General features: G+C 65.1%; 19 protein-coding genes and 1 pseudogene. 11 read left to right on the forward strand and 9 right to left on the reverse strand.

Going from position 1 to position 21,195, the window contains the following annotated elements; all coding sequences use genetic code 11:
• From EC845_RS10650 to EC845_RS10685, 8 genes and pseudogenes are all read right to left on the reverse strand, one after another.
• Window positions 1-116: pseudogene (locus EC845_RS10650) on the reverse strand (electron transfer flavoprotein subunit beta/FixA family protein); the annotation flags it as partial.
• A 90-nt stretch (window positions 117-206) separates the two neighbouring features.
• Window positions 207-680: an HIT family protein gene (locus EC845_RS10655; RefSeq protein ID WP_158615672.1), complete on the reverse strand. Its 474-nt coding sequence runs from the start codon at window positions 678-680 to the stop codon at window positions 207-209.
• Window positions 681-695: 15 nt separating this feature from the next.
• The gene (locus tag EC845_RS10660; protein ID WP_123298105.1) at window positions 696-2,576 is read right to left on the reverse strand and encodes a TRAP transporter large permease subunit; all 1,881 of its coding nucleotides are present in this window, start codon (window positions 2,574-2,576) and stop codon (window positions 696-698) included.
• A gap of 64 nt (window positions 2,577-2,640) precedes the next feature.
• A complete protein-coding gene (locus tag EC845_RS10665; protein WP_123298106.1) occupies window positions 2,641-3,681 on the reverse strand; it encodes a TRAP transporter substrate-binding protein in 1,041 nt (346 codons plus the stop codon).
• Window positions 3,682-3,767: 86 nt separating this feature from the next.
• Window positions 3,768-5,177, reverse strand: a complete 1,410-nt coding sequence (locus EC845_RS10670; protein WP_123298107.1) for an FAD-binding oxidoreductase — start codon at window positions 5,175-5,177, stop codon at window positions 3,768-3,770.
• Window positions 5,178-5,229: 52 nt separating this feature from the next.
• A complete protein-coding gene (locus tag EC845_RS10675) occupies window positions 5,230-6,093 on the reverse strand; it encodes an oxaloacetate decarboxylase (protein WP_123298108.1) in 864 nt (287 codons plus the stop codon).
• A 49-nt stretch (window positions 6,094-6,142) separates the two neighbouring features.
• The gene (locus EC845_RS10680; RefSeq protein ID WP_123298109.1) at window positions 6,143-6,880 is read right to left on the reverse strand and encodes a GntR family transcriptional regulator; all 738 of its coding nucleotides are present in this window, start codon (window positions 6,878-6,880) and stop codon (window positions 6,143-6,145) included.
• Between the two features lie 390 nt (window positions 6,881-7,270).
• Complete coding sequence (locus EC845_RS10685) at window positions 7,271-8,353, reverse strand: DUF481 domain-containing protein (protein WP_158615673.1); 1,083 nt, start codon at window positions 8,351-8,353, stop codon at window positions 7,271-7,273.
• A 348-nt stretch (window positions 8,354-8,701) separates the two neighbouring features.
• On the opposite strand from EC845_RS10685, the gene EC845_RS10690 reads away from it, so the two are divergent.
• Complete coding sequence (locus EC845_RS10690) at window positions 8,702-10,441, forward strand: alpha/beta hydrolase-fold protein (protein WP_158615674.1); 1,740 nt, start codon at window positions 8,702-8,704, stop codon at window positions 10,439-10,441.
• 84 nt (window positions 10,442-10,525) lie between these two features.
• Entirely contained in the window at window positions 10,526-11,416 is an 891-nt protein-coding gene (locus EC845_RS10695) for a LysR family transcriptional regulator (protein WP_123298112.1), read from the forward strand.
• A 48-nt stretch (window positions 11,417-11,464) separates the two neighbouring features.
• Here EC845_RS10695 and EC845_RS10700 read toward each other — a convergent pair whose 3' ends face one another.
• A complete protein-coding gene (locus EC845_RS10700) occupies window positions 11,465-11,704 on the reverse strand; it encodes a transcription factor (RefSeq protein ID WP_123298113.1) in 240 nt (79 codons plus the stop codon).
• A gap of 216 nt (window positions 11,705-11,920) precedes the next feature.
• Between EC845_RS10700 and EC845_RS10705 the strand changes: the two genes are divergently transcribed.
• The 9 genes from EC845_RS10705 to EC845_RS10745 all read left to right on the forward strand — a co-directional run bounded on the left by EC845_RS10705 (window position 11,921) and on the right by EC845_RS10745 (window position 21,164).
• Window positions 11,921-12,472 (forward strand): hypothetical protein, encoded by a 552-nt coding sequence (locus EC845_RS10705; protein WP_148077283.1) that lies wholly within the window; start codon window positions 11,921-11,923, stop codon window positions 12,470-12,472.
• Complete coding sequence (locus EC845_RS10710) at window positions 12,465-12,989, forward strand: hypothetical protein (protein WP_148077284.1); 525 nt, start codon at window positions 12,465-12,467, stop codon at window positions 12,987-12,989. The genes EC845_RS10705 and EC845_RS10710 overlap by 8 nt, the downstream gene beginning before the upstream one ends.
• Window positions 12,990-13,004: 15 nt before the next feature.
• The gene (locus EC845_RS22625) at window positions 13,005-13,799 is read left to right on the forward strand and encodes a hypothetical protein (protein ID WP_233598027.1); all 795 of its coding nucleotides are present in this window, start codon (window positions 13,005-13,007) and stop codon (window positions 13,797-13,799) included.
• A 169-nt stretch (window positions 13,800-13,968) separates the two neighbouring features.
• Complete coding sequence (locus EC845_RS10720) at window positions 13,969-15,066, forward strand: iron ABC transporter permease (protein ID WP_199739778.1); 1,098 nt, start codon at window positions 13,969-13,971, stop codon at window positions 15,064-15,066.
• Window positions 15,063-15,887: an ABC transporter ATP-binding protein gene (locus EC845_RS10725; RefSeq protein WP_123298116.1), complete on the forward strand. Its 825-nt coding sequence runs from the start codon at window positions 15,063-15,065 to the stop codon at window positions 15,885-15,887. Before EC845_RS10720 ends, EC845_RS10725 begins: the two co-directional genes overlap by 4 nt.
• Entirely contained in the window at window positions 15,884-17,128 is a 1,245-nt protein-coding gene (locus tag EC845_RS10730) for an ABC transporter substrate-binding protein (protein ID WP_123298117.1), read from the forward strand. The genes EC845_RS10725 and EC845_RS10730 overlap by 4 nt, the downstream gene beginning before the upstream one ends.
• Before the next feature lie 44 nt (window positions 17,129-17,172).
• Window positions 17,173-17,679, forward strand: a complete 507-nt coding sequence (locus EC845_RS10735) for a sigma-70 family RNA polymerase sigma factor (RefSeq protein ID WP_123298118.1) — start codon at window positions 17,173-17,175, stop codon at window positions 17,677-17,679.
• Window positions 17,679-18,656 carry a DUF4880 domain-containing protein gene (locus tag EC845_RS10740; protein WP_123298119.1) on the forward strand — a complete coding sequence of 326 codons (978 nt, stop codon included), beginning with the start codon at window positions 17,679-17,681 and terminating at the stop codon, window positions 18,654-18,656. The genes EC845_RS10735 and EC845_RS10740 overlap by 1 nt, the downstream gene beginning before the upstream one ends.
• 114 nt (window positions 18,657-18,770) lie before the next feature.
• A complete protein-coding gene (locus tag EC845_RS10745) occupies window positions 18,771-21,164 on the forward strand; it encodes a TonB-dependent receptor (protein WP_158615675.1) in 2,394 nt (797 codons plus the stop codon).
• Window positions 21,165-21,195 lie beyond the last annotated feature (31 nt).

The raw sequence follows: 21,195 nt of genomic DNA on the forward strand, positions 1-21,195 counted from the left end.
TCGAACGGATTCATGCTCATCTTGACGTTGGCGATGTCCACACCGCTGCCATCGGACTTCACGCGGACTTTCACGTTGTAGTCCACGACTCTTTTGACGGCGACCAATACTTTCATGTCGGATTCCTGAAGAAAACAAAAAAACGGGAAATCGAAGGGCCTTGCCGGCGCGGCGATTCGGGCCGCAAGCGACTCGCGTGTGCCCTGTCAGCGCCGTGCGGACGCCGAGGCCTGCAGGCGAAGTGACAGCCCGTCGCGAAAACGAGCGACGAGCGCATCCCGCTGGGTGGGATCGAGCAGGCAAGGGGACCGGGATTCGAGGTCGAACGGCCGTCCCCAGTCGAAGTCCTCGCGGTGCTTGGGCACCACATGCATGTGCAGATGGCTGAACACGTCACCGTACGACGCGTAGTTCACCTTGTCGCAGCGGCTGATCTGCTGGATCACGGCGGCGACATCGGCCACGTCGGCCATGAAGGCCGCGAGCTTGGACGCGCTCAGTTGGAAGAGTTCGGTGTGGTGGCTGTCGAGCGCCAGCACGGCACGCCCGAAGTGGGTCTGGTCGGGAAACAGGAACAGCTCCGAGCAGCGCAGGCCCTGCACGAAAGGCATGTCGTGCGCGCGGGGCTGCGATGGCGGCGTGCAGTACTTGCACGCCGCTGGGTTGGCGGATGGCGTCATGGTGCGCATCCGGGCTCAGGTCAAGCCGAGCAGGCGCGGCAGCCAGAGCGAGAACTCGGGCACGAAGATCAGCAGAACCAGTCCGGCCAGCAGCACGACCAGGTACTTCATCATGGGCCGCACCACGTCCTGCACGCGGGTGCCCGTGATCGCACAGGTGGCGAACAGGCCCAGCCCCAGGGGCGGCGCAAAGAAGCCCAGTCCCATGGCGATGACCATGACCGTGCCGAACTGCAGCGGGTTGACGCCGAGTTGCGTGGCGATCGGGGTCAGCAGCGGGCCGAACAGGATCAGGGCGGGCGCGCCTTCCAGCACCATGCCGAAGACGATCATGATCAGTGCCGACAGCAGGACGAAGGTGATGGCGCCGTAGTGCTGGCCCATGTCGATCAGCACCGTGGCCAATGCGTGCGGGATGCGTTCGATGGTCAGCGCATACGACAGGCTGGACGCCGCGGCCACGATGAACAGGATGACGCCGGTCATCGAAGCGGACTTGACGAACAGATGGACGACTTTCTTGAGCGTGAGCTCGCGGAAAGCCAGGCCGCCGACGAGCAGCGCGTAGATGACGGCAAACGCCGAGATCTCGGTCGAGGTGGCCACGCCCGAAGTCACGCCCTTGCCGATCATCACGATCATGGCCAGGGCGACCATGGAGCCCCCGATCAAGCGGATCAGCGTGCGCTGGGTGGTGATGGCGTCCTTGGGGTCGATGCGTTTGCCGTAGATCACGGCCACGATGGACAGCGAGATCGCGAGGATGATGGCAGGCACCACCCCGGCCATGAACAGACCGCCGATGGAGATGCTGGCGACGAAGCCGAAGATGATCATGTTCACGCAGGGCGGGATGGTCTCGGACATGATGGCCGTACAGGCCAGCAGGGCCGCTGCGTCGTTGGGATCCTGCTTGGTGCGGCGCACGGCCGGCACGATGATGCCGCCCACCGCAGCGATGTCGGCGAGCTTGGAGCCCGAGACACCCGAGAACAGGGTGGTGGAGATGATGGTGATGAGGTTGAGGCCGCCGCGAAAGCGGCCGAACACGCGCAGCAGCAGTTCGATCAGCCGCGTCGACATGCCGTTGGCTTCCATGGTCAGCCCGGCGAGCACAAAGAACGGAATCGCCAGCAGCACGAAGTGATTGGCGCCTGCGACCACCTGCTGCGAGTAGATCAGCATGGGCAGCGAGGGCTCGAACAGGAAGTACAGCATCGCCGACAGCGCAATCGCGAACGCGATGGGGATGCCGATCACGATGCAGCCGAAAAAGCTCACCACCAGATAGACGATGGGCGGTACCGCCAGCTCCGGCTGCGACAGGTTCCAGTAGTAGTTTGCGGCTGCGAACAGCGTGCATGCGGCCAGCGTGACCCAGCGGCTGGTCGTGCCGCCCTTGAGTGCGTTGGAGACCGAGAACAGACTCATCACCAGCGAGCCGAACAGCACCGGGTAGAGCAGGTACACCTGCTGGAAACCGAAGGGCGTCGTCTGCCCTTCGGAATCGACGATGAGTTCATAGGTCGACAGCGCGAACCCCACGCACATCATGGCCGTCAGCCAGGCCCCGACCTGCAGCAGCACCGGCCGCACGCGGGCCGGGAAGCGGTTGAGGAAGAAGTCGATCCCCACATGCTGGTTGCGCCCCAGCACGCTGCCCGCCCCCAGGAAGATGATGGCGGTCATCAGCCCGCTGGCGACTTCCTCGGCCCATTCGAGCGGCGTGTGCAGCGCATAGCGGTAGAACACCGACGCGAACACCACCAGGACGTCGACCGCGAGGATGAGGCCGGCCAGATGCTCGATGAAAAAAAGAACGGCATCGTTGAGCCGGCGAACGTGACCGCCGGCGGGCGGGGTCAGCGTGTCTTGGCCATGGAGTATGGCAGTCATGTGTGTGTTCCCCAATGCGAGAGGCGAGAAGGATGGGCGGCTCGGTCGTGCGGGTCGGCCTGCTTCAGGCCTTGCGTGCAGCGGCGATCTGGTCGAACAGGGCTTGGGTGGCCGGATACTTGGCGATGAACTCGGGGTGCAGGGTCTTCGCGATCTTCTCGCTGATGGCCGTGCGTTCGGCAGGGTTCATTTCCGTGAAGACGATGCCCTTCTTCTTGAGCTCGGTCATGGCTTCGTCTTCGGTCGCGGCGGCCTGTTCGCGAGCCGAGACGGTCGCGGCCTTGGCAGCCTGCATGAAAGCGGGCCTCAGATCGGCCGGGATCTTGGCCAGGCCGCGTTTGCCGATGAACGCGCACATGGTGCTGTACATGTGGCGCGTCAGCAGGCACTGGCGCGAGACTTCGGACCACTTGTATGCCAGCACCGTGCCCGGGTCGTGTTCGAAGCCGTCGACCACGCCGGTCTGCACGGCGGTATAGACCTCGTTGATCGGAATCGGCGTGGGCGTGGCCCCCATCGCATCGAACGTGTCGATCAGCCCCTTCGTGGGCAGCACCCGCAGCTTGGTGCCCTTGAGCGAGGCCAGCGTGTCCTTGGGAACCTTGGTGTAGACGCTGCGCGAACCGACCTGGAATCCCCAGCCCAGAACGGAGACGCCGGTGCGCTGGATCAGCATCTGCTCGAGCGCCGCGGAGACGCCGCCGTCGAGCGCCGTTGCGGCATGGGCGTAGCTGTCGAAGAGGTAACCGTAGTCGAGCATGCCGACTTCGGGCACCACCGTGGACCAGATCGACAGGCCGGTGAGCATCATGTCGACCGAACCGGTCTTGACCTGCTGCACCACATCGGCTTCCTTGCCCAACTGGCCGTTGGGGAAATACTCGAGCACGATCCGGTCGCCCAACAACTGCTTGAGTTGCTCCTCGAAAGGCTTGTACCAGAGGTAATGTGCACCGAAGCGCTCGGGCGGTGCAGACGACGAGACCCGCATGCGGATGGGCGCTGCGGCCAGAGACAGCAGCGGGAAGCAGGATGCGGCCGCACCGGCGGCGGCTCCTTTGAGCAACTGGCGGCGATGCAGGGTCGGGGTTTGGGCGATGGTCATGTCTGTCTCCTGTTTTGGGTTGGTTTTTTTTGAGGGGCGCCGGCTTCGGCGCTCCAGGGTGCGGGCGAGATCGGCCAGGGGGGTCGTCAGATCACCTTGCCGGGGTTGAGGATGTTCTTGGGATCGAGCGCTGCCTTGAGGGTCTGCATGAGCGCGATCTGCTCCGGCGATCGGGCATGGCCGAGCCAGCGGCGCTTGATGGTGCCGATGCCGTGTTCCGCCGAGACCGTGCCGCCGTACTCGCGCACGAGGCCGTAGACGATCTGCTCGACGGCATCCTTGGGCTGTTCCGCCACGCCGTCGAGATGGGTGACGATGTGCACGTTGCTGTCGCCGATGTGGCCGTAGAACACGCTTTTGCAGCCCGGTACCAGGTCGCCCAGCTGTTGCTTGAAGCGCCGTGCGTACTCGTCCATGCGGGTCACCGGCAGGCCGATGTCGAAGGCCAGGTGGCGGGGCCAGAACTGATGGAGTTCACCGCACGCGTCGCGCACGCCCCAGAAGGCCTTTTCGCCGGACAGCGACTGCGCCACCGCCGCGTTGGGCAGGGTGCCGTCCTCGAGCAGTCCACCCAGCCATTGTTCGAAACGGGGCGCATCGGCCTCCGGATCGGTGCCCTGGGCCTCGATCAGCACATACGCGGCATAGGCGGTGTCGTCGCCTGCAAACGGGTTGCGCACGCCGGGGGCCTGGGTGGTCGCGAACTGCCAGTAGTCGGGCCACATCACCTCGAAGGCCGACAGCAGAGGGCCCAGCGAGGCACGCGCCGACGACAGCAGCTTGAGCACGGTGGCGTAGTCGGGTGCCGCGCACATCGCCACCATGGTGGAACCGGGCTTGGGGAACAGCTTGAGCACGACCCGGGTGATGATGCCCAGCGTGCCTTCGCTGCCGATGAACAGGTGCTTGAGGTCGAAGCCCGCATTGTTCTTGATCATCTTGTTGAGGCTGGTGATCACGGTGCCGTCGGCCAGCACCACCTCGAGGCCCAGCACCATCTCGCGGGCCATGCCGTAGCGGATCACCCGGTTGCCGCCGGCGTTGGTCGACAGATTGCCGCCGATGGCGCAGGAGCCGCGGGCGCCGAGGTCGAGCGGGCAGAAATAGCCGGCGTCGAGTGCCGCCTGCTGGACGGTTTCGAGCGGGGTTCCGGCCCAGGCCGTGAGCGTCGCTGCGTCGCTGTCGATTTCCTCGATGCCCACCAGGCGTTCGAGCGACAGGGCGATCTCGTGCGCTTCGGCGCGGGCTCCGCCGACCAGGCCCGTGAGGCCCCCTTGAGGCACGACCGACAGGCCGTGCGCATGGCAGATGCGCAGGGCATCCGAGACACCTTTCGTGTCGGCGGGCCTGAGCATCGCCAGCGGTTGCGTCGGCAGCAGGCCGCTGTAGTCGTTTCGGTTGCGCAGGGGAACGTCGGCCTCTGCAAACACGGCGTTGGGGCCGAGTGCGGCGGTCAGCTCTTCGAGAGCCTGGGAGATGTTGAGGGGCGTGGGCATGGCGAGGTGGACGAATCCAAGCAGAAAAAAGCGGGAAAAGGGGCGATGCGGCTCAGACGCCGTAGCGGTCGTCGAGGTCTTTGTGGAAGTCGAGGTCGACCCGCTCGGTGAAGCCCGCGTAGTCGATCTGCGAGGCGGCGGAGGCGGCCGGCGTGCCGTGCCGCTGCAGGCCGGCCAGGGCCTGCGAGACCGCATGCACGGCCGTGAACAGTGTGGTCACGGCATACAGGACGACCGAGAAGCCCAGCTCCTGCAGGTCTTTCGCGGTCAGCTGCGTGGTCTCGTTGCCATCGACGATGGACACCACCTTGGGCCCTGGAACGGCGCGTGCGATGGCCTCGATTTCAGCGATCTTCTTGACGCCGTCCACGAAGACCAGGTCCACGCCGCACTCCCGGTAGTGGTGGGCGCGCCGCACCGCTTCGTCCAGCCCTTGCGCGGGCAGGGCATCGGTGCGGCCGATGACGAGGAGCTCGTCGCTGCCGCGGGCCGCCAGGGCGCAGCGCAGGCGCTTGCCGCTCTCGGCCATGTCCATCAGGCGGATGCCGGCCATCTGGCCGCAGCGCTTGGGGGCCACCTGGTCCTCGAGGTGGATGGCCGCCACGCCGGCTTGCACGTACTCGCGCACGGTGCGGTGGATGTTCGAAGGACCGCCATAGCCGGTGTCCGCATCGGCGATGATGGGGATGCGTGTCGCGAGCGCCATGTTGCGGGCATGCGCGGTCATCTCGGTCTGGCTGAGCAGGCCGATGTCGGGCATGCCCAGGCGCACGGCCGTGGCGCCGAAACCCGTCATGTAGACGGCCGGGAAACCGGCACGTTCGACCAGGCGAGCCGTGAGCGCGTCGGGTGCGCCCGGGGCCATCACGATGTCGCCGCTGGCGATCAGGTTGCCGAGTTGTCTGGCGGGGGTCATGGACTGCTTTCAGAGAAGGACGGGATGCCGGCGATCGATGGGCCGGCGGTCAATTGCCGGAAACCATGCGCAGCGGACGGCGTGCCCGGGCCGCCAGTGCCGCATGGTGTTCGCCGAGCTGGCCGCTGGTGCTGGCCAGGCGGAAAGCCTCGACGGTGCGGCCGATGTGATCGGCCAGGAGCGAGTGCAGGCCGTCGAAGTCGCCTTGGAGGAACAGATCGATGACGCTCTGGTGCTCGGCCAGCGAAACCTCGCGTGCATTGGAGAACTGCTGCGACATGCTGGTGCGCAGCGCGCCGATCTTGCCGGTGACGAGGCCGTACGACTCTTCCAGATAGCGGTTGCCTGCGTGCGAAAAGAAGGCTTCGTGGAACTGCAGATCCAGGCGTCCGTAGTGAACCGCATCGTCGTGCTGGGCGGCGGCCTGCATCTGCGCGTGCAGCGACTGCAGGGCCTGGGCCGTGCCCGAGCGATCCAGGCTGTGGGCCCGGCGCAGCGCCTGCAGCTCCAGGATGATGCGGAAGTCGCAGATCTCGCGCACATCGTCGGCACTCGGGCTGTAGACGAAGCTGCCGCGCTTGGGCCGGATCTGCACCAGGCCGGTGTGCTGCAGCAGCGTCAGGGCATCGCGCACCGGCGTGCGGCTGACTCCGAAGGACTCGGCCAGCGACTCTTCCGAGATCAACTCGCCCAGTGCGAATTCGCCGTCCATGATGGCCTGGCGCAGCCGCGCCGCCACGATTTCGGTCAGGGACTTGGGCATCTCGACGTCGAATCTGCGAATCATCTTTATTGAATCCTTTGATTTGGAACATGCCTGCCGGCCCGGTCTTGCCAGGGCGGACAGGGTTTTTCACCGTGTGCCGCGATTGTTGTATGTAAGGCTCTGAGCCTTACATAGTAGTTTCCCGAGGTTGCACCGACCCCACGCCACGCGCATGAAAAAAGGCCAGCGTCTGCTGGCCTTGGGGCGTCCGGAATTTGCGCGACCCGGCTGCCGCTCGATGAAAATACACCCAAGCGAGGGCAGCCTTGGACACGAGGCGCCTACAGACGAGGCTCCCCCATCGACAGGAGGTCGACAGGGCCGTGATGGCTCGGTTTCTGGCGCTTCAGCGCTGTGTGCTGGCCGCGCTCCATGCTCTCAGCACAGGGGCAGCCGCAGCCGGTCAGTGGCCTACCAGGAAATGCCGACCCCGGTTCCGTAGGTCGACTCGTTGAGGTTTTCACGCGAGCCGCTCACACGGTCGCGCATGTACTTCACGTAGAGCGCCATCCAGTCCGTCACGTTGTAGCGCAGTCCGGCTTCGGCATTGAATGCGTACTCTGCGTTGTTGCCCAGGGGCCGGCTGACTTCGCCGCGGGTGTAGAGCTCGAACTGTTTGCCGCGCAGGTAGCGCACATAGTTCCAGCGCAGGCTAGCAGCGTAGAAGGCTTCGCTGCCCGAGTCGGCGTAACCGTAATGCACGCGGCCGATCAGGCCGGACAGCGAGAAGGCGCCCAGCTCGTCATCCCAGAACTGGTAACCGGGGCCCGTGCCGTAAGCGGTCTGCCGGTCGAGTTCTTCCACGAAATCGCGTTTGTGCGACGCGCGGCCTTGCCAGAACGCTTTTTCCGTCAGGAAGCGGTCGAGCGTGTAGTTGGCGCCGTAGTTGTTGGTGTTGACGTTGTCGTCGTCTTCGCTGCGTGCGTAGTTGGCGCCTGCCTGATGCCGCCACAGCCCGTGCCGTGCCTCGCCCTCGACTGCGGCAGCAATGTCCTCGGCATCCGTCGAGGCCGACTTGCGATTGGCCGAGAGGTCGAACTTGCCCTTGAACGCCACGTCGCGAAGCAGGAAATGCGGCCGGGTCACCCGTTCGAGCTCGCTCAGTTCCACCGGGCGGCTCACCGGTTGCGCCGTGCCGCCGTCCTGCTGCACCCCGTTCAGCGTGACCAGGCCTTCGTCGGCGCGGACCAGCTTGGCTCGGTACTCGTTGTCCAGCGTCGTGTCGCGGATGACCAGTGCCGTGTCGCTCTGCAGCGTCTTGACCTGGTCGAACTTCACGCGGATATCGCCCCCGTACGCGGTGCCCACGAGCAGCACGCCGCCGTCGAGCGACTTGATGGTGCCGGTCAACCGGTCTCCGTTGTTGAGCCAGATGGTGTCGGCCTGGGCGATCGGCCAGACGGTCAGCAGACAGGCTGCGACGGCCGACGTCAGAAGGCCACGGATCGGCCGGCGGTGCGGCAGGGCGGGAGTCGATGGTGTGAATGAGGGCATGGCTTGTCGTTGGATTTGCTGCGATGCAACAGCGTCACATGCTAAACGCCGCATTGCGCCGAACGCGTGCCAGGAGCCTGGATGCAGCCCGTTTCCGACGGTGCCGGTAGGCGTTGTCCGACAAGCCTGCGCCGTGCCCGCGCGGTTTTGCAACGGCCGATGGGGGGTGGCAATCGATCTTCGGCAGTGTCATGGCGTGACATGTGAGAATGGAGAGAATTCTTGTTACGTGATTTTGAGATGGCCGTCTGCTTCGATTTTTTGTTGTCTGGACTTCGAAGGAGTCCGCTCGAACGGACTCGCCCACGCCCGATCCCGGCTGAACGCCAGGTGCCATGGCCCTTGCGGGTGGCCGTATCCACCCTGGCGCTGATGGCTGCCGCCGCGCAGGCGGACACGCAGTCGTGGTCTCTCGACCTGCAAGCCGGCGACTTCGTGCGGGGCCGTGTCGAGGGTCCGCCCACGCCGCTCGACCTGCGGCACGCCGACGGCCAACCGGTCCGCCGGCTGCTTGCCGAGGGGGAGGGGCGTGACCGGTTCATGTTTGTCGCACCCGGTGCGGGCCGATACCAACTGGTGGCGACGGGGCCTCGGGCCGACGCGCTGGTCCTGGCGCTCGCGCCCGTGGTGCCGCGCGCCGAGCAACAATCCCTGCCCGAGCGCCTGCCCAGTCCTCTGTTGCAGCAGTTGGCCGACCGGCTGGCAGAGCCCGATGCGCGGCCCGCCCAACTGATCGATGCCTTCTGGCAGGACATGGCCACGCGTGGAACCCCTCTGGTCGAGGACACCCCCGGTGCGGCCTGCCTGAAGCGTGTGCCGTCCGGCGAGACCGGCGCGCCCCTGCGGGCGGGAGCAAAAACAGGCGTGACGGCCGCCACCCGCGCCGAGCCCTGGGCGCCCTGCCTGGTCCAGGTCACGTTTCTGTGGCGTGGCGCCCGTGCCGATGTGCGGGTGGTGGGCAGCCCTTCGGGTGATCACGATCCGATGACACGGCTTGCGGGAACCGACATCTGGTGGCGGACCTACGCGGTGCCCGACAGCACCCACATGGGCTACACGCTGGCACCCGATGTCCCCCGGTTGCCGGTGCCTGCCGCACAGCAAAGGCGCAACCTGCTTGCAACCGCGCAGCGCGACCCGGGCAACCCCCGCTGGATGACCGCCACAGGCGAGCCTCCGGTCGATCCCTACGACGGCGAATCCGTGCTGAGCTTGCCTCATGCGCCGCCGCAGCCCTGGGTGGCGCAGCGCAAGGGCGTGTCGCAAGGCGTTGTCGAACGGGTGCAGTTCGACAGCGCGCTGCTGGGCAATCGCCGCGAGCTCGTGCTCTATCGTCCCCCCGGGTGGATCGAGGATCCCCGGGATCCCCGTGCGGCGGACCAGAACCTGCTGGTGCTGTTCGATGCCCATGCCTATGCCCGTCAGGTGCCGACGCCCACCATGCTCGACAACCTCATGGCCGACGGCCTGCTGGGCAGGACGGCGGCCCTCATCGTCGGCAACGGACCCGGATCGGCACGGGGCGACGAGCTGCCGCCCAATCCTCGGTTTGCGCGTTTTCTGGCCGAAGAGCTGATGCCCTGGGCGCGGACCGTCGGCCAGGCGGCACCGGCCGGGCGGACGGTGGTCGCCGGCTCCAGCTACGGAGGCCTGGCCGCGGCCTATGCGGCCCTGCGTCATCCCGAACTGTTCGGCCAGGTGCTCAGCCTCTCGGGTTCGTTCTGGTGGCGCCTGCCCGACGAGCGTCCGGCCGGCTCCAGCGCGTTCGATGCGGCCTACGAGCCCGGCTGGCTGACACGGCAGTATGCGGCGCGCGAACGCCTGCCGCTGCGTTTTTACCTCGAGGCCGGCCTGTTCGAAAGCGGCTCGGGCGGAGGCGGCATCCTCGAGAGCACCCGCCATCTGCGCGACGTGCTGCGAGCCCGGGGGTATGCCGTCACCCACGCCGAGTGGGCCAGCGGTCACGACTATCAGCAATGGCAAGGTGGCCTGGGCTGCGGCCTCGTCGCCCTGCTGGGACCGGGTCCGGAGGCACGCACTGCGGAGCAGGCCCGGCAGATCGCGCAGGCCTGTCCGGGCAGGCCTTGAGCGGCGGCCAGGTCCGGGAGGCTGCTGCGAGTGTCTAGAATTTCCCGAACCCATGAATTTTTCATGAACCAGTGAGAGCCCGACATGGACCGCTTTCAGGAGATGCGGGTGTTCGTGCGGATCGCCGAGCGCCACAGCTTCTCTTTGGCCGCCGACGATCTGCAGATTCCGCGTGCCACCGTGACCCATCTCATCAAGCGGCTGGAGGCCCGGGTCGGCGCACGCCTGCTCGAACGCACGACACGGCATGTCCGGCTCACCCACGAGGGCGAGGCCTATTACCATCGCTGCGCGCGGCTGCTGGCCGATCTCGAGGAAACCGAGAACCTCTTCCACCAGGCGCCGCCCAAGGGGCTGCTGCGCGTGAACCTGCAGGGCACCCTGGCCCAACACTTCGTCGTGCCGGCGCTGGGCGATTTCCTCGACCTGTACCCGGACATCAGCCTGCATGTGGGCGAGGACGACCGGCTGGTCGATCTCGTGCGCGAAGGCGTCGACTGCGTGCTGCGCGCCGGGGTGCTGCAGGACTCCTCGCTGATCGCACGGCAGGTGGCTTCGCTGGAGCAGGTCACCGTGGCCAGCCCGTCCTATCTGGCGCGCCACGGCGTGCCGCAGACCCTGGACGATCTGCAGCATCACTACGCGGTCGACTACGTGTCCAGCGCCACCGGCCGCCCCGTCGTCCTGGATTTCCAGGTCGGCAAGGAGCAGGTGGAACGCCGGTTGAAGGCGAGGATCGCCGTCACCGGCACCGATCTGTACACCGCCGCCTCGCTGGCGGGCATGGGCCTGGTCCAGATTCCACGCTATCGCATCGAAGAGGCCATCGCACAGGATCTCCTGCGCATCGTGTTGCCCGCGAATCCGCCGGCGCCCATGCCGGTCTCCGTGCTGTATCCGCAGCATCGGCAACTGTCGGCGCGGGTGCGGGTGTTCTCGCAGTGGCTGGCGGCGCGATTCGACGGCGTGATCTGATCGCGTCCTGTCCTTGCGGGCGCGGGCTCGGTCCGGCGTTTCCGATCGTCAGATCCTCGTCTGATCCATGCCTGCCAAGCGCAATCGCGGGGCGATTTTCAACATCTTCGTGAACTCGGTGCCGTAGGCCTGGGAAATTCCGAGGGCCTCGCAAAACGCCTTGCCCGACAGCGGCTGCAATTCGTTGGCGTATTTGACGATCTGGAGGTGGAGCTCTGCGACATAGGCGTTCCTGGGTGCGCTGTCGATGGCCGTCCTGATGGCCTGAAGCGTTTTTGCATTGATCATGCGACCTTCTGATTCCGGTGATTTGAAATTAATAATAAAAAGAAGAATATTAATTTATGGGCGATGGGATGTGTCGGTTTTTGTGAGGGCTAGTGATTTTATAGGGATATTGGGGGCTGTCGATGATTCGATGGGCTTCATGTGAGATTCTGAATTTTTTACCAGACGGGTGTTGTGACAATATAGCTCCAATGCATGTTATCAATGGAGTGTAAATTGAGATATTTAACAATATCGATGGTATCGGTGCTGGTTTTCTCGATGTCCGCTTGTGGCGGTTCGGATGAACCTCAAACGGGCTTGGTCGAAGGACGCATCGACGAAGCCAAGCCTTTCACCGTGCAGCAGGCTCTGGCTTCGCTCGAAGCGAATGGCAGCCTTCCGAAATTGGATAGAACGGATGCCCTGCTCGGTATCGATTCGAATGAGGATGGGGTCCGTGACGATTTGGCCGCCTACATCGATTCTTTGCCGGATACGGAAGTGCAGAAGAAGGCGTTGCGCCGAACGGCCCGTGCAGTCCAATCGGCTCTCGAGGCCGGCGAATCCGGGGATGTGAAAATGTCTCGTATGGCCGTCGATAAAATCAATATCGCTTCCGCCTGCGTGTTCCGTGCATACGATATAGAGCGCATTGCATTCGATAAATCACAAGAGATGCAGAAGTTGACGGTGAATACCCGGGCTCGATACGATGTCTACCTGAGATTCAATCAGTCGATGTCCGGGATTGTCATCGCCCTTCCGCGGAGTCCCGTCTGTGCTTGAGATGACGTCGATTGAACGTGTTGTGCAAATGGCCGTGCGACGGGTGTTCGTGGTTGTCTTTGTATTCGTGCAGATGCCTGTGCATGCGCAGGCCGATATGTGTTCGAAGACGGGGTATACGGTCGGCTTTTTCAACGGTGTCTGGAATACCATTCTGACGGCTACGGATAGCACTCAGCTGGTTGCAGGTGTCATCGGAGAGAAATATGAGGAAGAGCCGATCGAGTATCGCGTTTTTCACAACGAGACCGGCTCGGAGAATGACTCGACGATGGGGCAAGACGTTGCAGAGGTGTTCATGCAACGAGCGGATGAAATCGATGCATCGGGAGAGCTGGGGCGGCGATTCGAATACATCTGGGAAAGCATGTCTGCAGACAAGCCGTTTTTCACCAGACTGGCTCGTGCGATGGGCGCCAGCCTGTCTTTTTTCGAGGCCATCTATACGAGCGTGATCAGTCGAGTCATGGCTGCCGTGGCATCGATGATCAGTCATCCCCCACTACAGGAAACGTAGGCCAAGCACAGAATCATGCTTGACACCCTGGCTGTCGAGCGGCGGAAAATTCTCCGGGTCGCTCATTCTCAGGGTAATCTTTTTGTCAACCAGGCTTACGATTACGTGGCCCCCAAGCTGGGTAAGTCCAGCGTGGCTGTGGTGCATATTGCCCCGGCGTCTCCGACGGTGCGGGGTGACTACGTGCTGGCAGACATCGATACGGTCATCAATAGTTTACGTATGCAGGGCTTCACTTCCGTTCCGCCAGTGAATATGAATCTTGCTTTTTCAAGTGCGGATATTTCAGGTCATACCCTTGCGAATACGTATCTTCACGAGTTGAGAGCTTCGCTGGTGGTCATCAAAAGTATCATCACGGCGACGCTTGAGGAATTGAGTTCACCTCAAGACGAAAAAGGCCACCGAGGATTCTTCACCGCCACCCTGACCTGGGATGGCGAAGGGGATGTCGATCTGCACGCGCTCGAGCCCAACGGGACACATGTCTTTTATGCCCATAAAAGAGGACCGGTCGGGGAGCTCGATGTCGACCACACCTCGGCCAGCGGTCCCGAGCATGACTACGCCTCATGTGATCCGAATGTGCTCGAAGAGGGTGTGTACCGTATCGGCATCAACAACTATGCAAGGGCCAACGGGCGCATCGCAACGGTGCAGATCGATTTTGCACAAGGCGGGCAGCCTTTGATCAAAGCGCTGGATGTGGGTGGTGAAAGAAGCGATCAGGGGGCTGCATCACCCATTCCCGTGACCGAGGTCTCCGTTCAAAAAGACGACGATGGCCGATTCTCTGCGACGGCGGAGTAGCCGGCCATCGACCGATTCGACCGATTCGATCGATTCGCTGCAACTGCGTGTGCATGGCTATCGTCTTTCCGCCATTCCATAAATTGAAACAAAATGTAATAGGCTGTCATGTTTTTCTGTCCCCTTCGCACTCGTCTTGAAGCAGATCGCAAGACTTGGAGAGGACAGGATGAATCAGCTCGATCGAAGAAGGCCTTTGCCACAGGGGGCGCCGGTGGTGCCCGAGTCCGTGGGCACGTTGAGGCTCGAATACCGCCGCACCCAGCGGCGGCGCATGAGTGGGTTGGCGGCGCTGCTCGCTGCTTTGCTGTGGGCCGTGCTGACCGATGTCGGACTGGGCGCAACCGACATCGGTGCGGGAGACATCCTGCGCGCCGTCGGGTTGCCCGATACGGTCGATGCGCAGACACGCATCGTGGTGCAGGAACTGCGGCTGCCTTTTACCTTGATGGCGGTGTTGGTGGGCGCCAGTCTGTCGCTGGCGGGCGCCGAAATGCAGACGGTGCTCGACAACCCGCTGGCCAGTCCGTTCACGCTCGGGGTTTCGTCGGCCGCGTCGCTGGGCGCGGCCCTCGGTTTTGTGCTGGGGCTGGGCCTGCCCGGGGTGCCGGTCGAATGGCTGGTCTCGGTCAATGCGTTTGTGTTTGCGTTTGGATCGGTGCTGCTGCTGCAGGCGGCGACACGCGCAGTGGCCGGCAACCGTCACGTGCTGGTGCTGTGCGGCGTGGCCATGGTGTTCACCTTCAATGCGCTGGTGGCCCTGTTGCAGTACGTCGCCAGCCCGGATGCACTGCAGCAACTGGTGTTCTGGAGCATGGGCAGTCTTTCGCGCGCCAGTTGGCCCAAGCTGCAGATCATGGCCGCGGTGCTGCTGCTGACCTTGCCGTTCGCCATGCGAGCGGCCTGGTCGCTCAATGTGCTGCGGCTCGGTGTGCCGCGTGCGCGCAGCCTGGGGCTGGATGTCCGTGAAATTCAATTCTGGAGCCTGCTGCGCATCAGTGTGCTGGCGGCCACTGCGGTGGCGTTTGCGGGCACCATCGGCTTCGTCGGACTGGTCGGCCCCCACATCGCCCGGATGCTGCTGGGGGAAGACCACCGTTTCCTCGTTCCCGGCAGTGCACTGGTGGGCGCCTTGCTGCTGTCGCTGGCTTCCATGGCCAGCAAGACGCTGGTCGCAGGCGCCGTCCTGCCGATCGGCATCGTGACGGCGATCGTGGGGGTGCCGGTGCTGCTGTGGCTGATCTTTCGCAAGGGAGGCCGGACATGACGACATCGCGTCCGTTGAATGCCGCCGGGTCGGTTTCGTTGCAACTGTCGCTGCAGTCCGTGAGCGTGGCCTATGGACGCACGGCCATCATCCGCGCCTTCAGCCTGCCGCCGGTGACAGGGGGGCAGGTCGTGGGTTTGCTCGGGGCCAACGGCGCGGGCAAAAGCACGTTGCTCAAAAGCCTGGCCGGCCTCATCCCTTTGCGTGGCATCGTGCGTCTCGCCGGTGTCGATCTCGCGCACTGCACGCCCGTCGAGTGGGCCGGCCGGGTCGGCTACATGCCGCAATCCGCATCCGACGACCTGGGCTTGTCGGTGCTCGACAGCATGGTCAGCGTCTTGCGTGCCACCGGCGACGTCGGCGACGACGGCCAGGTGCTCTTGCGGATCGACGCCGTGCTGGCCCAGTTGGATATACGCCCACTCGCGCTGAAGTCCATCGGCAGCCTGTCAGGGGGGCAGCGGCAGTTGGTCAGCCTGGCGCAGACGCTGGTGCGCCAACCCGCCGTGCTGCTGCTGGACGAGCCGACCAGTGCGCTCGACCTGCGTTTCCAGGCCCGGGTGATGGCGGCTGTTCAGGCCTATGCGGCCCAGGGGCGCATCGTGGTGGCCGTGCTGCACGACCTCGACCTGGCCGCGCGCTGGTGCCACCGGCTGGCGCTGCTCGAAGACGGGCAACTGATGGCCTTCGGTTCGCCGCAAGAGGTGCTGACCCCTGAGACCCTGGCACGCGTGTACCGTGTCGACGCCCGCATCGAGGCGTGCAGCCGGGGCTGGCTGCATGTGGCCGTGGACGGCGCGCTCGAGGGCGTGCCGGCATGACGACACGCCCGATGCAGATCGTTTTCCTGCTCGTGCTTCTGGTCGTGCAGGCCGCGCAGGCGACACAGCTTGCGCAGGCGGCCCAATCGCTGCCGGCGGCGCGTTCGGCTCGAACCGCGCAGGCAGGGCAGACCGCCCCGGCCCCTCTTTCGGTCGACCCGGGCTATCCTCGCCGCGTGACCGACCTGGCCGGCCGCGACGTGGTGCTGAGCCAGGCGCCGCGCCGTATCTACCTCGCCAATGGCAACCATCTGATGGTGCTGGCGCTGCTGGACCGCGAGAATCCGCTGCAACGCCTGGCCGGCTGGAACGACGGCATTCGCGCCTCCGATCCCAGCCTGTGGCGAGTCTTGCAAGAGCGCTGGCCCGAAACCGCGCAGGTGCCGGTTCTCAACCTCAACGGCGACATCAACGCCGGCATCGAACAACTGCTCGCACTCCGGCCCGACCTGCTCGTCTTCAATGTCGAAAAACAAGCCGAGATCGAATCCGGCCCCCTGGCCTCGGTGGCACGGCGCCTGGCGATTCCGATCCTGTATGTCGACACCTCGCGCGATGCCGTCGAGCACGCGCCGAAGACCGTTGCCGTCCTGGGGCGTGCGCTGGGGCACGAGACGCGTGCCGCCGCGTTCGTGCAGGACTACGGCCGCCGCCTGGCTCGCATCCGGCAGGGGCTTGCCGGCACGGCCGTGCGGCCCCGCGTGTTCATCGAGGCCAGGGCAGGGCGCATGGGGCTCGATCAATGCTGCTACACCCAGGGCGACACCACCTGGGGCCGGTTGATCGAGGCCGCCGGCGGACGGAACCTGGGCTCGGAGCTGCTGCGGGGCCGTACCGGCGAAGTGCCGATCGAACGGCTGATCCATGACAAGCCCGAGGTGTATCTGATGACCGGCACGCCCCAGAATCGCAAGGGCAGCCGCCTCATTCCTTTCGGCTACGGCGCCGAGCCCGACACGACACGCGCGGCGCTGCAGGCACTCATGGCACGGCAGGGATTGTCGTGGGCTGCAAACGCGCCGCAGGCTTGCGTGCACGCCGTCACCCACCAGTTCTACGACACGCCGTTGAACATCGTGGCCGTGGAGTTCCTGGCCAAAGTCATTCATCCCGCGCTCTTTCCAGACATCGATGCCGACCGCAGTTACCGCGAGCTGGTGGATCGCTACACCCATCTGCCGGACACGCCCTTCGTGTTCAACACGGCCCTGCGCTGGGACGGCGCGCGTTGCGAGGAATAAATTACAATGCAATCCATTCGCATTATCAAAGCGCTTGGCGACCCATGGTTGATGTCAGTCGGAATCTGTTGCTTCACGAGCTGTTCGTCAGCCAGCATCGTTGGCTGACCTCGCGGTTGCTGAGGCACGCCGACGACCTTCACGACGCGCAGGACATTTCGTCGGAAACCTTCGAACAGGTCGTGGCAGGGCGCATGGACCCGGGGCTCATCGAGCACCCGCGGGCGTTTCTGATCAAGATCGGCCAGCGTGTGGTCTACCGTCGGCGGCGCGAGCGGGAACTGCAGGCCCGCCTGCTCGAAGCCGTTGCCCTGCTGGCAGAGGACACGGCTCCGTCGGCCGAGGAACTGGCCAGCGTCACACAGGCCGTGGTGCGCCTGGACGAGGCCCTGTATGGCCTGCCGGCATCGGTGCGTGAAGCCTTTCTGCTGAGTCAGCTCGACGGCCTGTCTTACGACGAGATCGCCGTCCAACTCCAGATTTCTTCGCGCACGGTGGCGCGCTACATGAAGCAGGCCCTGAGCTGCTGCTGGCGCAACGGGTTCTTCTGATGAACCCGCTCACGACACCGCCGGATGCCGTGATGGAAGCCGCAATCGACTGGATGGTTTTGCTGCGGTCGGGTCGGGTCACCGAGGCCGAGCGGCGCCGTTTCGAGCGATGGTGCGACAGCGATGCCCGGCATGCCCAGGCCTGGCAGCGCCTGGAGGACAAGCTGGCGCAGCCGGTCCAGGCCATTGCCCGGCTCGACAACGACCTGCCCGGCGGCAAGGCCCGGATCCGCAACATGCTCGTCCGGCCGACACGCCGTTCGGCGCTGGGTGCCGTGGCACTGCTGGCGACCGGCTCGGGCGGCCTCACCCTGGCGGTCGATCGTTATGCCCCGGTCACTCACCTGATGGCCGATCTGCGGACCCGGACCGCCGAGCGCCGGACCTTCAGCTTGCCGGACAACAGCCGGCTCGACCTCAATGCGCGCTCCGCGGCCGACCTGGCATTCGGCGCGGATGTGCGCCGTGTCGAACTGCTGACGGGCGAGGCGGTCGTCCAGGCCGCCGAGGGGGCGGCAGGCTCGCGGCTGCCGCTGTGCCTCTCGACCCGGCACGCTGCGGCCTACACCCGGGGCCAGGTCTATGCACAGGTGCAGGACGGGTACACCCGGCTGTTTGCCTTGCAAGCGCCGATGCGTGTGGTCACGGCCGCGGGCGAGGTGCGTTTCCTCGATGCCCTTCAGGGGGCCGAACTGGACGCTCAGGGCGTGCGCCCGGCTGCGCCGGTGGTTGCGACCGAGGCCGACTGGCTGCGCGGGTATCTCACGGCCGCGCCGCTCTCGCTGGGCGACGTGATCGCTGCCCTGCAGCGCTACACGCCTCGGGTGATGCAGGTCTCGGCCGATGCGGCGCGTCTGGCCGTGCAGGCCAGCCTGCCGCTCGACGATGTGGACCGGTCGCTGCGTGCGCTGGAAGACGTGCTGCCGATCCGGATCCGCCAGTGGGGAGGATGGTGGACGCGCATCGATGTGCGCTGATGGCCCCTCGGCCATTCCATGGCCTGTTTTTGTAAGAAATTGCAACGCCTTGTCCGATCCGCGGGACGGGAAGGCACTCCTCAAGTGAATCCTCTCATCACTTCAGGAACATTCATGTTTGTCCGCCACTCATCGCTGGCCCTGCTGACCGCGGGCGCCTTGGCGATCGTCTTCCCTGGGGCGCATGCCCAGAATGCTGCGAACGCCCTCTCCGAGAGTCCGCAGAGCTACGCGCTTGCAGCAGGCGATCTCGGCACGGTTCTGCATCGGATCGTCTCGGGCAGCGGGCTGGCGCTGGCCATTCCGGCCGGGCTGATCGAGGGCCGCAGCAGCCAGGGCGTGCAGGGGCGCTATTCGCCGCGCGAGGCCTTGGGGCAAGCCCTGGCCGGCACGGGCCTGGCCGTCGTGACCACGCCCAGCGGGGCGTTGACCCTTGCGCCCGTCGCCGCTCCGTCGTCCCAGGGCGTTCCTCAAAGAACTCCGCAACTGGCTCCCGTGATCGTCACGGCCGCACCGGTCAGCGCAGACACGCAGGGCAGCGGCTCGTATGGCGCGGCGTTCATGTCCATGGGCAAGGGGCTGGCGACGCTGCGCGAGACGCCGTATTCCGTGTCGGTGGTGACGCGCCAGCAGCTCGACGACCAGAATGCCGCGTCGCTGGGCGATGCCATGTCCTATGTCACCGGCATTCGGGTGCTCAGCACGTCCACGGGCGTGGTCAATCTGCGGTCACGCGGATTCCGCCTCAACAACTACCTGCTCGACGGCGTGCCGCTGAGGGGCGGGCAGGGCATGTGGGGCAGTGCGCTGATGGATGTCGCGCTGTACGACCGGATCGAGGTCTGGCGTGGTCCGGCGGGGTTGCTCGAAGGCGCCGGCGAGCCCAGCGGCACCTTGAATCTGGCGCGCAAGCGCGCGCACGGCGAGCCCTCGCTGCAGGCGGCAGGCATGGCCGGCAGTTGGAACAAGCTGCGCACCGAACTCGATCTCAACCGCCCCTTGAACGAGGCGGGCAGTCTTCGTGGCCGCGTGGTGGCCGTGCATGACCAGCGCGACAGCTTTGTCGACGAGGTCATGCAGCGCAGCAACACGGTCTACGGAACCCTTGAATACGATTTCAGCCCGTCGACCACCGTGTCCGTGGGGCACACCGCCCAGCGCGGGCGCTCGGTGGCCTTTGCCGGCCTGCCGCTGATCGCAGGTGGCCAGTCGCCCGACTACGCCCGATCGACCTTCCTCGGCTCGCGCAACGGCATCAAGCAGGACCGGGGGCGCAGCAGTTTTGCCGAGCTCGAGCACCGCACGGACGCCGGCGGCGTCTGGCGCACCCATCTCAACGAGTACGTGACGCGCAACACCCTGGATCGTTTCATCGCCAACAGCATGGTCGACCCGGTGACCCGTCAATTCGATCTCGAAGGGGCCTGGCAAAAGTCCTTGCAGGTCAACCGGGGCTTCGACAGCTTCTACACACAGCCCTTCGTTTTGGGCGGACAGTCGCACGAGTTCACCGTGGGCGCCAGCCATCAGATATTCAAAGGCGGACAGATCCAGCGCCGTCATGCCATCTGGCGCCAGAACGTCGATGCGCCGCAGCACGACTTGTCCCTGCCCGAGACCGACCTCGGCGAAGTGCCGCAGCCGCGCGCCCGCGATCGGGGGCTGTACGGCAGCGTGCGGTTGCATCCGGTCGACCGGCTCACGGTACTGGCCGGTGGACGGCTGGCCTGGTGGGACAGCCGCGACCCCGGCCAGTCGGGTGAGCGCCAGTCGATCAGCTCGCGTTTTGTGCCCAATCTGGGCGTGATCCATGACTTCCATCCGCAATGGTCGGTCTACGGCAGCTACAACAGGATCTTCAGTCCGCAGACCGAACGGCAGGCCAGCGGCGCGTACCTGGCTCCCCGGACCGGAGAGCAGTACGAAGTGGGTGTCAAGGGCGAACTGTTCGACCAGCGGGTCAACACGCACCTGGCCGTGTTCCGCATCGAAGACAACGGCCGTGCCATCGACGACCTGGAGAACGACGACTTCTCGGTGGCCGCGGGCCATGTGCGCAGCCAGGGCATCGAAGCCGAGATCAGTGGACAGATCACGCCGGGCTGGAACCTGATCGCGGGGTATGCCTACACCCACACCGTGCATCGGAACGGCGCCGCCGCAGATGTCGGGCAGCCTTTCGACTCGACCTTCCCGCGCCATCAATTCTCGCTGTGGACCCGTTACCAGTTGCCCACCGCCCTGCTGCGGGGCGCCTTTGTCGGCGGGGGCGTCCGCTCCAGCAGCAAGACCTATGCGGACTACAGCGGCTCGCGCTGGACGCAGGGCGGATTCTCGGTGTTCGCGCTGCAGGCGGGTTATTCGTGGGCACCGGGCTGGAGCGCATCGCTCACGCTCAACAACGTCTTCGACAAGAAGTATTTTGAACGCTTCGCCGGTGGTTCTGCCCGCCAGACCTACTACGGCGAGCCGGCCAATGCCACGTTGACGGTGCGCGCGCAGTTCTGATCGAGTTCGGATGGAGGGGCCATGGCGGCCC

Source organism: Comamonas sp. BIGb0124 (assembly GCF_003752175.1).
Taxonomy (GTDB): Bacteria; Pseudomonadota; Gammaproteobacteria; order Burkholderiales; family Burkholderiaceae_C; genus Comamonas_F.